The organism is Acuticoccus kalidii, from assembly GCF_021556395.1.
GTDB classification, from domain to species: Bacteria; Pseudomonadota; Alphaproteobacteria; order Rhizobiales; family Amorphaceae; genus Acuticoccus; species Acuticoccus kalidii.
Genome location: NZ_JAKGCS010000036.1, coordinates 437,722 through 451,325 on the forward strand (window position 1 = coordinate 437,722; position 13,604 = coordinate 451,325).

The window sequence follows — 13,604 nt, forward strand, 5'->3', positions numbered from 1 at the left end:
GCGGCGCCGCGGGGGGGCGGCGACGGATGCCGGGCGCACGGGGCCCGGCATGGCTGCGCAAGAGGGGACGGGCGCGGTCAGGCGGAGGCGTAGCGTGCCCCGAGCGCGGCCGGAATCCGGGTCGGCTTCGCGGCGAAGGCGCCTTCGCCGATCAGAATGTGGGCGAGCGCGGTGCCCGCGAGGAAGGCGGGATATTCCCATCCGCCGTTCGGCGCGTTGAAAACCCAGCCATTGGGCGCATGGACCGCGAGCGCGCCGAGAAGGACGGGCATCAGGACCAGCGCGACGATGCGGCTGTGAAAGCCGGCGAGGATCGCGAGACCGCCGAAGAACTCGCCGAGTATGATCGGCCAGGCGAGAATGGTCGGAATGCCGACCGAGCCGAGAAAGCCCTCGAACCCCGGCACCGTGAAGACGGCGACCTTCAGATACGCGTGGGCGATGAACATGACGCCAAGTGCGGCGCGGATGACGAACGCTCCATAGGGAGCCAAACGGTTGTCGATCATGGACCTGCCTCCAGAGCCGAAATTGGCCGGGCCCAATCTGGTCGTGTTGAGGGTGCAATGCCATGGGCGCGAGTGCAGTTGTCCGATTGCGTTTCTGCAATGCGCGAGCGGTAGCACTTTGGGCGGATGGCGTCCATCTGTCTGGTCACACGGGCACGGCCCGAGCACATGGAGGCCTCAGATGTCCCAGTCCGGTATTCACCACATCACGGCGATCGCCGGCCCCCCCGCGCGCAATGTGGATTTCTACACGAACACATTGGGCATGCGCCTCGTAAAGAAGACGGTGAACTTCGACGATCCCGGCACCTATCACCTTTATTATGGCGACGAGACCGGCCAGCCCGGAACGATCCTGACCTTCTTCCCCTGGGAGCATGCGGCGCCGGGCCGGGTGGGAATCGGCGAGACCGAAGAGACGAGTTTCCGCATCCCGCAATCGGCGGTCGGCTACTGGACGCATCGGCTCCTCGAGAAAGGCGTCGCCGCGACGCGCGAGGAGAGGCGCTTCGGCGACACCGCGCTCGTCTTCAAGGATCCGGATGGAATGCGCGTCGCCTTGGTCGCGGTGCCGGGGATCGAGAGCGAAACCGGGTGGTCGAACGGCGTGGTTCCGGCCGAAAGCGCCGTTCGCGGGGTTCATGGGGTCGACCTCCTCCTCGAAAAGGCGGCGCCGACCGGCAGGATCCTGACCGACGTGCTCGGCTTCGAGGAGATCGGCCGCGATGGCACGACGACCCGCTATCGCGCCGCGGGCGCGCCGTTCGGCGCGATCGTCGACCTTCACGAAGCGGGCCAGTTCCTGCGCGGTCAGTCCGGGCGGGGCAGCGTCCACCATATCGCCTTCCGCGCCGACGAGGCGGGGCAGGCGGCGATGGCCGAGCGTCTCAGGAGCGAACACGGCATCCGCCCGACGGAGCAGCTCGACCGCAACTATTTCCGGTCGGTCTATTTCCGCGAGCCGGGCGGCGTCCTCTTCGAGATCGCGACGGACGATCCGGGGTTTGCGATCGACGAGCCGGTCGCGACGCTCGGCGAGGCGTTGAAGCTGCCGAACAATTACGAGCCGTTCCGCAGCGAAATCGAGGCGACCCTGCCGGCGATCGCCTAGGCAGGCGGGGCGCCACGGGAAATGGGGCCGCGGGATGGCGGCCCCCGAACGCCGGTCGGCGGATGACCCTGCCGACCGGCGTTTTGCGTGCTGGTGCCGCCGGTTACGGCTTTTTCGGCACAGCGGCGATCTTCGGGCGGCATTGCGGTGTGGACGCGGCGGGCAAAGTCTCCCCAGGGACGACCATTGCGGGCATGGTGAATCCTCCAAACCGAGCTGGCCGAGTAAAGGAGATCGCAGCATGACCATTCCAAGGACCGCATCGCCTTCGGCCCGCAGCCGGTGCACCGCCCTCGTGATGGGGCTCGTCGCGGCGGCATTGCCGCTTTCCTCCGTCGCCGCCCAGGATGCGGGGCCGGATGCCCTCACCGAAGTCTATCGCGATTGGACCGTACGTTGCGCGACGCCCGATGGCGGCGAGCGCCGGTGCTGGATGACCCAGGTCGTCAACCAGACGGAGACGGGGGAGCGCATTCTTCAAATCGAGATCGCCCTGTCCGATGACGGTCCGCTCTTGGCGTTCCTCACGCCCTTCGGCCTTCATCTGCCGTCCGGATTGGACATCGCGATCGACGAGGGGACCGTTCGCACGCTCGCCTTCCGCACGTGTTTGCCGCGCGGCTGCCTGATCGAGGAACGCCCCGACGAAGAGGAATTGAGCGCCATGCGCCGCGGGCAGACGATGTCGGTGACGATGGTCGCCGCGCAGAACGAGAACGCGGTCAACATGGAATTGTCACTGTCCGGCTTCTCGGCCGCCTACAATCGGCTCAGCGCGCTGCGGCAATCCTAGGTCGCGATACGGCGGTTGCGTCGGTCGTCCAAGGCGCGTCTGCCTTTGTGCTAGAAAACGTCGCGCTCGGTCAACGGTGACTTCTCGCTCCATCCGATGATATAAAAAGGCGCGAGGTAATCATGGTCGATCTGACGCTCACGCTCTTAAAAAACGCCGGTTTTATGGCGTTTATCGCGCTTGTTTATGGCTATATACAAGTAAAGATCGAGGGCGTTCAGCGGAATATTGTCCTTGGTTTGTTGATGGGATCCGGTGCGATCCTGTCGATGCTCGATCCGAGCGAACTCATTCCCGGCGTCATCGTCGACTCCCGCTCGACGATCGTGACCCTGTCGGGTTTCTTCGGTGGGCCCATCACCGCCGGCATCACGTGGGCGATGACGGCGGCCTATCGTTATCATCTGGGCGGCGTCGGGATGCCGGCGGGCCAACTTGCGATCTGCGGCGCGGTCGTTCTCGGTCTCGTCGGGCATTATCTCGTGCGTCGAGCCGGCCGGAGCGTTCGGACCTCGGACGTCGCGATGCTCGCGATCGCCTCGCCGTTCTTAACGTTATCGATGCTGACCTTGCCGCGGGAACTCGCCGTCGTCGTGATCGAGACGACGGCCGCGCCGTTGGCCCTCGTCACGTTGCTGGGTACGGCGGTTCTCGGCCTCTTCATCCTCCACGAGGTGCGACGGGTCGAGGCCGAGACGGAGGTGCGGCGCCTCGCGTTCGTCGACGAGCTGAGTGGGCTCGCGAACCGACGGGCCTTCTACATCCACCTCAACAAGACATGGGCGCGGTGGGAGCGTTACCGTAATCCGATGTCGATCATTCTGATCGATATCGACTATTTCAAGTCGATCAACGATCGCTTCGGCCACGCCACGGGGGACGAGGTCATCCGGCTTCTCGCCAGGCTGATGGCGGAGGCGGCGCGAACGGCGGACATTCCGGCGCGGATCGGCGGCGAGGAGTTCGTCATCCTCCTGCCGAACACGAGCAGCCGGGCCGCCTTGAGCGCGGCCGAGCGCATCCGCGCAATGGCCGAGCAGCAGGTGATCGAAATCGAAGGCGACGTGATCCATTTCACGATCAGCCTCGGCGTCAGCGCCGATATCGAGTCGCACAAGAGCGTGCAGGATTGCCTGTCGAGCGCCGATCAGGCGCTCTACGAGGCCAAACGGTCAGGGCGCAATCGCGCCATCCTCGCAACGCCGAAGGTCACGACCGTGGAGCCTGCAATGACGGTTTCCGGCCCCGTCGAGCTGATCGCCAAGGCGTAGCCGCGCACCAAGGGCGCGCGGCGAGACGGGTGGGGCGAGCGCCTGCACCCGCCGAGGCTCATTCCTCGATATAGGCGTTGACGAACCCGTCATTCACGCCGATCGCGGTCGAGACGAGATCCTTCACATTGCAGCGATAGATCGTCGGAAACTCGAGTTCGAGCAGCCAGGCGACCGGCACGTCCTCGACGAGGATCTGTTGCGCCTCGTCGTAGAGCGCTTGCCGGTTGTCGGCCCCGACGGCGACGCCCGCCTCTTCGAGGAGCTCGTCCACCGTCGGGTTGGAGTAGCCCTCGACATTGTTCCAGGGGCTGCCCTTCGCGATGTTCGAGGAGATATAATTCCTCGACACGCCGAGCGCCGGATCGCCATACTGGTAGAGATAGGTGAAGGCGAGGTCATAGTCCCAGTCGGAGACCTTCTGGTTCCAGCCCGCGACGTCCGTCGCCTCGATCTCGACGGTGATTCCGACCTCTTCGAGATTCTGCTTCACCGCCTCGGCCCAGCGCTGCCACGTCTCGCCATAGGGGAGGGGGAGGAGGCGCACGGGCGTGCCGTCATAGCCCATCTCGTCGAGGAGGGCGCGCGCCTTGTCCGGGTCGTGGCCATAATCGGGCAGGTTCTCGTCGAAGAAGTTCGTCTTTGAGGAGACCGGGCCTTTCGCGACCGTGCCGAAGCCGTTCCAGATCACGTCACGCATGAACTCGCGGTCCATCGCGTACATCACCGCCTGGCGGAAGCGCTTGTCGGCGGTCGGTCCCTCACGGTTGTTGAGCCACATCCAGGAGTGGGGCGCGAAATATTCCCAGCCTTTGCCGGTGGAGCAGACGCCGTCCATCTCGGTGAGGCGCGGCACGTCCCAATTCTCGATCGAGCCGCCGGGCAGAACGTCGACCTCGCCCGTCTCGAACGCCACGGCGCGGGACGCGGCGTCGGGGATCACCTGCCAATAGATCTCATCGAGATAGGGCTGGCCCTCGACGTGATAATCGTCGTTCTTGACGAGATGGATGTAGGAGCCCTTCACCCACTCCTCGAACTTGAAGGGGCCGGTGCCGATCGGCGTCGCGTTGGCCGGATTGGTGGTGTAATCCGTCCCCTCATAGATGTGCTTCGGGACGATCGGCATCGTGCCGACCTCGAAGATCCCGAGAAAGGGGCCGAACGGCTCTTTCAGCGTGAAGACGACCGTGTTCTCGTCCGGCGCTTCGATGCTCTCCACGTGTTCGAGCGACACGCGAAGGCGCGGATGCGTCTCGCGCAGGAACGTGTCGACGGAGAAGACCACGTCGTCGGCGCTGAACGGCTCGCCGTCATGCCAGGTGACGCCTTCCTTGAGGTGGAAGGTGTAAGTCAGCTCGTCGTCCGAGACCTCCCAGGACTGCGCCAGTGAGGGCATCGGCTCGAGGTCGGTGTCGTAGCGCAGCAGGCTCTCATAGATGTTGCCGGCGACCATCTGGGTCGGGCCGTTCTGAATGAGGCCGAGCATGAGGCCGGGCGGCTCGGGCTGGATCACGACGTTGATCCGGCCTCCCGCGGTTTGGGCACTGGCCGGTGCGGCCGCGACGAGGGCCGCGAGAGCGGCGGGCAGAAGGAGTCGTCTCATCAAAAATGGGCTCCTGTTGTTGTGACCTCGCACCGCCGGCTTGGGACCGTGCCGGTGGTGCGGAAAGCGGCGCTCCGCGCGATCGCGCGGCATCGAGGGCGTCGCCAGCGCAGGTGAAAATCGGCTCGATCCGCACTCCGAATGTACTGATCGCCAGTCTGACGATGCACGCGCTGGTGTCAAACGATTGGGTTGTGCAATCAAAGTGACAACGATTCGAGGTTGGCGGTCGCGCGCCAGGCGATGGCGCAAAAGGCCGCCCCGTTCGCCCCCGATCCGGCCCGGTCGCTCGATGTGGCCGGTCGTGGGATTGAAGCGCGGCGGCTCGTCGATGATGATTGCATGCCGCCTCTGGCCGGAGGCGCGCCGCCGATGGAGATTGAATGCGCGTCTTCTATGCAGCCGACACCGCACGCCATGCGCCGGAATTCTTCCTCCTGCGCGGCCGTCCCGCGGCGAACGAGGAACGGGCCGAACGGGCCGAGCGGCTCCTTGAAGGGATCGGCCGTGTCGGGCTTCAGACCGAAGAGCCGCCGGCGCCGTCCGGCCCTCATCCGGCCGCGCTCGTCCACTCGCCCCGCTATCTCGAATTCCTGGAGACGGCGTGGACCACCTGGCAGGCGCTTCCAGGCGCCGGGCCGGAAGTCCTCGGCAACGTCCAGCCCCGGCGGGAGGAGGCGAGCTATCCGACCGGGATCGTCGGCCGGGCGGGCTGGCACATGGGCGATCTCGCCTGTCCGATCGGCGAGCACACGTACCGCGCCGCCCTCCGTGCCGCCGACTGTGCCATCGCCGTCGCCGACACGGTGGCGCAAGGGGCGCACGCCGCCTATGCGCTCGCCCGTCCCCCCGGCCACCACACGAGCCGCGAGGTGGCGTCGGGGCATTGCATCCTCAACAATGCCGCGATCGCCGCGCAGCATCTCGTCCTCAAGGGCGCGCGACCCGCGATCCTCGACATCGACGTCCATCACGGCAACGGCACCCAGGCGATCTTCTACGACCGGCCCGACGTGATGATGGTCTCCGTCCACACCGATCCGAACAATTTCTATCCCTGGTTCGTCGGCCACGCCCACGAGACGGGCATCGGTCCCGGAGAGGGGGCAAACCTCAATATTCCGCTCGCGATGCGGGCCGGCGATGCAATCTGGCTCGACGCGCTCGAGACCGCCCTCGGCGCGATTCACCGCTTCGGGGCGGACATTCTCGTCCTCTCGCTCGGCCTCGACGTGCACGAGAGCGACCCCCTCGGCGGCATGAGCGTCACGACCGAAGGGATACGCCGTGCGGGACAACGCCTCGGCCAGCTCGACATTCCTGTCGCGATCATCCAGGAAGGCGGCTATCTCTCCGCCGCTTTGACCGACAACATCGCCGCCTTCTTCGACGGCTTTCTCGGCGAGGCCTGAGGAGAGCGGGGCGCCGGGTCGGATCGCCCGCGACAGGATTGAAGGAAGGTGAGGTTGGTCGACATCCAAGATAAGGTCGTCGAGGTCGACGTCACCGTGCACGAGGCGCGCATCGAGCACGGTGTGGGCCGGCTTTTTCTCTCCGCACCGCCAGAGATTCGCGCCGCCCGCGCCGGCCAATATGTGATGATCCGAAGCCTGAGGGCCGGCGGGCCGCTCCTCGGCCGCCCCCTCACCATCCTGCATTCGGGCGGCCATCTCGAACTGATGTACAACATCGTCGGCGAGGGAACGCGCCATTTGTCGACGACGCTGCCGGGCGAGGTCGTCCAGCTCGTCGGCCCGCTCGGCCGGCCCTTCGCGCTGCCGGACACCGAGGTCACGATCATCGGCGACGCAGGCCATGTCGGCACGACCCTCTCGCTCGCCCGCGAGCGCGGCGAGGCGAAGCGGCCGACCCGCGTCATCTTCACCGGCACGCCGGATGCGGCGGGCGTCTATCCGGCGGCGATTCATTTCCTGGTCGGCGAATTCGAGGCGACCGGCGCGACGGTCGATCTCGTCGACGAGCGGACGATCGCCGAGGCCGTCGAGACCGCGCGACCCGCGCTGATCGCGGCCGGTGCGTCCGACGGCATCATGGCGAAGGTCCAGGCCGTCGCCGACCGTCTCGCGATTCCGGGCTTCGTCGCCCTCCAGGCGCCGATGGCGTGCGGGGTCGGTGTCTGCCAGGCCTGCGTGCGCCATTTCCGCGACGGGGCGATGCGCATCATCTGCGAGACGCCGATCGTCGACCTCGCCGCACCCGTCTTCGCCGAAGGGGGGCGTCATGGCTGACCTTTCGGTGACGATCGGCAGCGTCCGGCTGCCCAACCCGGTGATCCCCGCCTCGGGCACGTTCGGGATCGGCCATGCGCGCGTCATGGACATCAGCCGCCTCGGCGCGCTCGTCCCGAAGACGGTGATGCCGGAGGCGCGGACCGGCCATCCACCGCCGCGCCTCACGGAGGCGGCGGGCGGGCTGATTAACGCGATTGGCATTCCCTCGGTCGGGATCGAGGCCTTTCTCGCCGACGTGCTGCCGGCCTACCGGGCGTTCGGTGCGCCGATCGTCGTCTCGGTCTCGGCCGACACGGCGGAGGCGTTCGCGATGATGTGCGCGGCGATGGCCGACACCGGGATCGCCGCGATCGAGCTCAATCTCTCCTGCCCCAATCTCGAAGCGGGCGGACGTGCCTTCGCCCTCGATCCGGGCCCGGCCGCGGACGTGGTGCGCGCCTGCCGCGCGGCGACGGGTCTTCCCCTGTGGTGCAAGCTCTCCCCCAATTCCGGCATCCCCGGCCAGGTCGCCGAGGCCATCGAAGCGAACGGCGGCGACGCGCTGATCGTCGCCAACACCATGCTCGCCATCGCCTTCGACAAGGAGGGCAATCCGCGCCTTGCCAACCGCACGGGCGGAATGTCGGGCCTGCCTTTGAAGCCCATCAATCTGCGCCTGACCGACGAGATCGCCCGCCGCGTCGCGCTGCCGATCATCGGATGCGGCGGCGTCGCGACCTTGCAGGACGCGCTCGATTATTTCGCCGCGGGCGCGAGCGCCGTCGCGATCGGCACCGCGACCCTTTCGCGACCGACCACGATGGTGCATCTCATCGACGCGCTCGACGCGCATCTCACCGAGCGCGGGCTCGCCGCGCAGGATCTCGTCCGCAGGAGAACGACTTGAGCGACACGATCACACTTCACCGGCCGGACGATCTGCACCTTCATTTGCGTGACGGCGCGATCCTCGAGGCCGTCGCCGCCGCCTCGGCCGACTTCGCCCGCGCGATCATCATGCCGAACCTCGTGCCCCCGGTGACGACGGCGGACACGATCGCCGCCTATCGCACCCGCATCGAGGCCGCATTGCCGAAGGGCGCCGCCTTCGAGCCCTTGATGACGCTCTACCTCACCGACGACACGACGCCGGAGACGATCGACGCGATCGACGGTGTCGCCATCGCCGCGAAGCTCTATCCCGCCCACGCCACCACCAACTCCGCCTCCGGCGTCAACGACATCGAGGCGCTGACGCCGGTCCTCGAGCGGATGGCCGAGCGGGGCATTCTCCTCCTCGTCCACGGCGAGGTGACGGATCATGAGGTCGACATTTTCGACCGCGAGGCGGTGTTCCTGGAGCGCGTGCTCGATCCGCTCCGCCGCCGCGTGCCCTCGCTCAAGGTCGTTCTGGAGCACATCTCCTCGAAGACCGGCATCGATTATGTGAAGAGCGCCGACAGCGGCCTTTGCGGCACGATCACCGCCCATCACCTCGTGATCGACCGCAACGATCTCCTCGTCGGCGGCATCCACCCGTACAATTATTGCCTGCCGATCGTGAAGCGCGCGCGGGATCGCGAGGCGCTCGTCGAGGCGGCGACCAATGGCGACACGCGCTTCTTCTTCGGCTCCGATTCGGCGCCGCACACCGATCCGAAGAAGCTCGGCCCCTGCGGCGCGGCCGGCTGCTTCACCGCGCCGGTCTCCCTCCCAATCCTCGCTCATGTCTTCGAGGAGGCGGGCGCCCTTCAGCACCTCGATCCGTTCCTGTCGCGCCATGGCGCGGCCTTCTACGGCATCGCCCCCGCCGAGGCGACGATCACGCTCGAACGGTGCGAGCCCTATACCTTGCCGCCGATTCCGACCCCCGACGGCCCGATCGCCGTGTTCGATCCGGGCTTCGCGCTCACCTGGCGCGTCGCGGGTGCATGAGGAGACCCGCCATGCTCACGATACCCATCGCCTCCGAAGCCGAGATCGCGAAGATCGCCGCCCGTGCGCTGATCGAGGTGCAGGCGGTGCATCTGCGCCCCGAGGAGCCGTTCACCTACACCTCGGGCCTCAAATCGCCGGTCTATGTCGATTGCCGCAAGCTGATCGCCTATCCGCGCCTTCGCTCCGTGCTGATGCAGCTCGCCGTCGCGACGATGGTGCGCGAGGTCGGGCTCGAGCGGTTCGACGCGGTGGCGGGCGGCGAGACGGCGGGCATCCCCTTCGCCGCCTGGATCGCCGACCTGATGGGCCTGCCGATGCAATATGTGCGCAAGAAGCCGAAGGGTTTCGGCCGCAACGCGCAGATCGAGGGAAGCCTCTCACCGGGACAGCGCACGCTCCTCGTCGAGGATCTCGCCACCGACGGCGGCTCGAAACTGAAATTCGCCGATGCGCTGCGTGAGGCGGGGGCGGAGGTCTCGCACTGCGTCGTGGTCTTCCATCACGACATCTTCCCCGAAAGCCGCGCGCGTCTGTCCGATCACGGGCTGACGATCCACGCCCTCGCGCGCTGGGCGGATGTCCTCTCGGTGGGCGCCGCGGACGGCTCGCTCGACCCGGCGAAGATCGAGGAGGTGAACGCCTTCCTCGCCGCGCCGCTCGCCTGGAGCGCCGCCCGCGGCGGCGTCGACACGCTCGACCGCCTCGCGTGAGGATCGACCAGGCGGCGCCCAGCGGCGCCGCTGAGCGGTTTGGGGATCGGTCGATCTGAAAACCCGCCTTCCGGGGGATGCGACGGCGGGCGGAGCAAGCAAGGCGGCGATCGCTCCTCGCGGGGAATGGCCGCCCTCAGGCTCGACCCCTCCGCAACGTGCCTGTCTTGAAATTCGGCGTTCCCGGGTCTCGAGTGTCCCAGGTCTCCCGGGTCTTTGGCGTCCTGCATCGCACGCCCGATGAGCCCGCCCACCGGCGATGACGATTTTGCGTGAGGCGGCCGATGGCGCCGTATCGGTGCGCGCCGCCCCGCATTGCAGTCGGTTCCCGTTCCCGGTGGGCGCGGCGGACCCCGGAACTTGCCGGATCGAACGGCCGACGGCCGGTTCAGGCGGCCTCGGTCGGGGCTTCGGCGCGGATCGCGAGGGCGTGGACCGGCCCCGCGAGCTCGGCGGCGAGCGCTTCGTTGATGAGCCGGTGCCGGGCGACACGCGAGACGCCGCGAAAATCCTCGGCTTCGATGATCACGCGAAAATGCGTCTCGCCTTCCGGACGGGCGCCGGCATGACCGGCATGAAGATGCGACTCGTCGACAACGTCGAGCTTCGCGGGGTGAAATTGCTCGGTGAGCGTGGCGACGATCCGCGCGTGTACCGGTCCCATCGTCATCGTCCTTCAATCTGGTGTCGTTCGCGGGCGAAGGCGCCTCAGCAAGCGCGCCCGCATCGCCGTCATCTCATGCACGATATGGTCGTCGAATGCACGCGGGGGCCGCTTGAAACGGGAGACGCCGCCGCAAAAGCCATCACCGTGTCGGACCCCCCGCGCATCAACATGGCGCGGCAATCGAACGGTTTGGCGGGGACGGGGGGAACAGCGTCGGGTGACGGCCTAACAAACGCGCGAAGAGGCGGGCACTCGGGCCTCTTTCGTCGACGATTGCTTGTCCGGGCGAGCACCTACCGAGGGTCGATCAGCGCCTTGCGACGCGGTCGGACGGGCGAGCGGAAGCGGTTCCGAACGGCATCACCAGACGAAATCATCGTTGGACACGGCGTCGAAGGCGTTTTCCAGATAATCCAGCATGCCGGGCCACACGAGCGCGACGTCGAAACGGAGAGTGTGTTCGGCAAAGGCGGGATTGCGGGACAACCAATCATCGGCCGCGGCGCTGATCCGCGCCTGCTTCGTTCGCGTCACCGCCTCGAGGCCGTCATAGCCCCGGCGGCGCGCCTTGACCTCGACGAAGGCGACGGTGTCGTCACGGACGGCGATGAGGTCGACTTCGCCGCCGCGTGTGCGTTCGCGCGATCCGAGAATCGTGTAGCCACCGGCATGGAGATAGCAGGCGACCGATTTCTCCGCCGCGACACCAAAGTCGAACGAGCGACGGCGTGATGCCGCGGACCGGCCAACGGGCGCGGTCTGCCGGCGATGGGGTGACGTGCGGGCACGATCGGGCATCCGCCCCGATGCGTTCCGATCCGATGGATTGACGGCCAGAGCGGTTTGCATCGCCACCTCCAAAATGCCATCATAGGATGCATCATTCCCCAATAAGTTGCAAGTCCCTATCGGTCCCCTTGCGGACCCTTGACCGCATCGCGCACCTCGGCTGCGTGTTGCATCAGGGTTTCCGGGTCGGTCTGGGCCTCCCCCTCCATCAGCATTGCGAGAAGCGGCGGCTTTTTCTCCGGGATCGGGGGCGGGCCGCCGCCGACGATCGGGCCGGAGAGCGGGTCTGGCCGCGCTTTGTCGGCGCCGCCGACGGCGATCGAGATGAGGCTGACGCCGCGGCTCGGGCCGAGATAGGTCAGCGGCAGAGCCGAAGGGCGTTCGCCGATCGGGGCGCGCAGACCCGCCGTCTCGAACGGGTTGGGGATCGGCTGGGCCGGGGAGGGCGTCCAGTCGGGCGGGGCGAAATCGGCCGGCGTCACCATCGCGCGTTCGGTGAGCGTCGCCTTGCGGGTCGGGTGCTGATGCGGCGCCATCGCGGGGAAGGGGCTCGTCCAGTCTTCCGGACGCAGCTCCGCGTCGGCGAATTGGCGCGGGGGCATGCCGTCGGTTTCGACATCGGGGCTCGCGCTGCCGGCGAGCGTCTCGGCGTCGGCATTTTCGTCCAGCAGGTCGTCCGAGGGGGCGCTGCCCTCTTCGAGCGGCGCCGTCGCCGTGCCTTCGAGGGGCTGGCTCACCGTGCCTTCGAGCGCATCGGCCGGCGTGTCGTCGGCCAGCGTCGCCGTCCCGCGGGTCGCGGCGAGGATCTTGCGCTTTTCCGCGTCGCGGTCCTTTTCCTTGGCGAGGAAGGCGAGGAGGGCGACGCGCTGGCGCTCGACCTCTTCGACGGTCGCGACGGTCCCCTCGTCATAGCGGGTCTCGGGACGCCGCGCGCCGCAGACCTCGCTGCGTCGATCGGCGACCTCGCTCGTCGCGGCCGGTTCCATCTCGGCGACGGTCCCCATCGGCGGGCGCTCGCCGGTCACCACCGCGAGGGAGAGGCGGGCGTCCATGTCGTCGAACCCGTCGAGGGCGACGACGCCGCCATTCTCGACGGCTTGGAAGCCCTTTTCGAGAAGCTCGGCGGTCCGCTGGTCGCGCTCATGCGAGGTGAGGCCGCCGAGGACCACGGCACCGAGGCGCCGCCCGTCACGGGTCGCGGATGCGGCGAGGTTGAAGCCGGACGCGCAGATGAAGCCCGTCTTCATCCCGTCCGCACCGGGAAAGCGGCGGATCAGGGCGTTGTGGTTGCGCATCTGCTTGTTGCCGAGCCGCACGCCGCCCATCGAGAAGAAATCGGCGCGGTCCGGAAAGTCGCGCTGGAGCGCCATCATCAGAAGGGCGATGTCGCGCGCGCTGGTGAATTGCTTGGTGTTGGGCAGGCCATGGGGATTGTCGAACTGGCTCGCCGTCATGTCGAGCTTGGCGGCGGTGGCGTTCATCCGGTCGACGAATTCGCCCTGCGTGCCGCCGACCGCCTCGGCGAGCGCGACGGACACGTCGTTCGCCGATTTGGTCAGAATGATCCGCAGCGCGGTCTCGACGGTGATCACCGTGCCGATCGCAAAGCCCATGCGGCTCGGCGGCTGCTGGTGGGCCTGGGGCGAGATCCGGACCGGCGAGGTCATCTTGAGGCGGCCCTCGCGGATCGCCTCGAAGGTGACGTAAGTCGTCATCAGCTTGGTGATGGAGGCCGGATACCACGGGCGCGTCGCCTCGTGCTCGGCGATCACCTCGCCGGTGCCCATGTCGAACAGCAGATAGGCGCCCACCTCGGCCCGCGCCGTGAGGGGCGCGACCGTTCCGAGACATGCGAGCACCACCGCAAGGCTGACTGCGTGGCGTTTCAGCAACTCATTGCCTCCCGCGCTGGACTGCCGGTCGCCGACGCGCCGCCCGATCGGACGGCTGCGTGCGCGCGACGACGGCGTCGGCCGGAT

The 13,604-nt window shown here is 67.4% G+C and carries 13 protein-coding genes; 8 read left to right on the forward strand and 5 right to left on the reverse strand.

The genetic code is table 11. From position 1 onward, the window contains the following. Positions 1-77: 77 nt before the first annotated feature. Positions 78-509, reverse strand: coding sequence for a DoxX family protein (locus L1787_RS23025; protein ID WP_235711453.1), 432 nt, complete (start codon positions 507-509; stop codon positions 78-80). Positions 510-690: 181 nt separating this feature from the next. Between L1787_RS23025 and L1787_RS23030 the strand changes: the two genes are divergently transcribed. The 3 genes from L1787_RS23030 (at position 691) to L1787_RS23040 (ending at position 3,684) form a co-directional block, all read left to right on the forward strand. After that, positions 691-1,620 carry a ring-cleaving dioxygenase gene (locus tag L1787_RS23030; protein ID WP_235711454.1) on the forward strand — a complete coding sequence of 310 codons (930 nt, stop codon included), beginning with the start codon at positions 691-693 and terminating at the stop codon, positions 1,618-1,620. Between the two features lie 241 nt (positions 1,621-1,861). Further along, entirely contained in the window at positions 1,862-2,413 is a 552-nt protein-coding gene (locus L1787_RS23035) for an invasion associated locus B family protein (protein WP_235711455.1), read from the forward strand. Positions 2,414-2,577: 164 nt separating this feature from the next. After that, positions 2,578-3,684 carry a GGDEF domain-containing protein gene (locus L1787_RS23040; protein ID WP_255720772.1) on the forward strand — a complete coding sequence of 369 codons (1,107 nt, stop codon included), beginning with the start codon at positions 2,578-2,580 and terminating at the stop codon, positions 3,682-3,684. Positions 3,685-3,742: 58 nt separating this feature from the next. Here L1787_RS23040 and L1787_RS23045 read toward each other — a convergent pair whose 3' ends face one another. Next, a complete protein-coding gene (locus L1787_RS23045) occupies positions 3,743-5,290 on the reverse strand; it encodes an ABC transporter substrate-binding protein (protein WP_235711457.1) in 1,548 nt (515 codons plus the stop codon). A 383-nt stretch (positions 5,291-5,673) separates the two neighbouring features. Between L1787_RS23045 and L1787_RS23050 the strand changes: the two genes are divergently transcribed. Genes L1787_RS23050 through L1787_RS23070 form a run of 5 tightly spaced genes read left to right on the forward strand, consistent with a single transcriptional unit; the run spans position 5,674 to position 10,169 of the window. Beyond that, positions 5,674-6,702, forward strand: coding sequence for a histone deacetylase family protein (locus tag L1787_RS23050; protein ID WP_235711458.1), 1,029 nt, complete (start codon positions 5,674-5,676; stop codon positions 6,700-6,702). 54 nt (positions 6,703-6,756) lie between these two features. Then, positions 6,757-7,539: a ferredoxin reductase domain-containing protein gene (locus L1787_RS23055; RefSeq protein ID WP_235711459.1), complete on the forward strand. Its 783-nt coding sequence runs from the start codon at positions 6,757-6,759 to the stop codon at positions 7,537-7,539. Then, positions 7,532-8,428, forward strand: coding sequence for a dihydroorotate dehydrogenase (locus L1787_RS23060; RefSeq protein ID WP_235711460.1), 897 nt, complete (start codon positions 7,532-7,534; stop codon positions 8,426-8,428). Before L1787_RS23055 ends, L1787_RS23060 begins: the two co-directional genes overlap by 8 nt. Beyond that, entirely contained in the window at positions 8,425-9,456 is a 1,032-nt protein-coding gene (gene pyrC / locus L1787_RS23065; RefSeq protein WP_235711461.1) for a dihydroorotase, read from the forward strand. Before L1787_RS23060 ends, pyrC begins: the two co-directional genes overlap by 4 nt. Before the next feature lie 11 nt (positions 9,457-9,467). Then, the gene (locus L1787_RS23070) at positions 9,468-10,169 is read left to right on the forward strand and encodes an orotate phosphoribosyltransferase (protein ID WP_235711462.1); all 702 of its coding nucleotides are present in this window, start codon (positions 9,468-9,470) and stop codon (positions 10,167-10,169) included. A 388-nt stretch (positions 10,170-10,557) separates the two neighbouring features. Here L1787_RS23070 and L1787_RS23075 read toward each other — a convergent pair whose 3' ends face one another. The 3 genes from L1787_RS23075 to L1787_RS23085 form a co-directional block, all read right to left on the reverse strand. Next, a complete protein-coding gene (locus L1787_RS23075; protein ID WP_235711463.1) occupies positions 10,558-10,833 on the reverse strand; it encodes a BolA family protein in 276 nt (91 codons plus the stop codon). Positions 10,834-11,196: 363 nt separating this feature from the next. Further along, positions 11,197-11,685 carry a YraN family protein gene (locus L1787_RS23080; RefSeq protein WP_235711464.1) on the reverse strand — a complete coding sequence of 163 codons (489 nt, stop codon included), beginning with the start codon at positions 11,683-11,685 and terminating at the stop codon, positions 11,197-11,199. Between the two features lie 56 nt (positions 11,686-11,741). After that, positions 11,742-13,517 carry a D-alanyl-D-alanine carboxypeptidase family protein gene (locus L1787_RS23085; protein ID WP_235711465.1) on the reverse strand — a complete coding sequence of 592 codons (1,776 nt, stop codon included), beginning with the start codon at positions 13,515-13,517 and terminating at the stop codon, positions 11,742-11,744. Between the last annotated feature and the right edge of the window lie 87 nt (positions 13,518-13,604).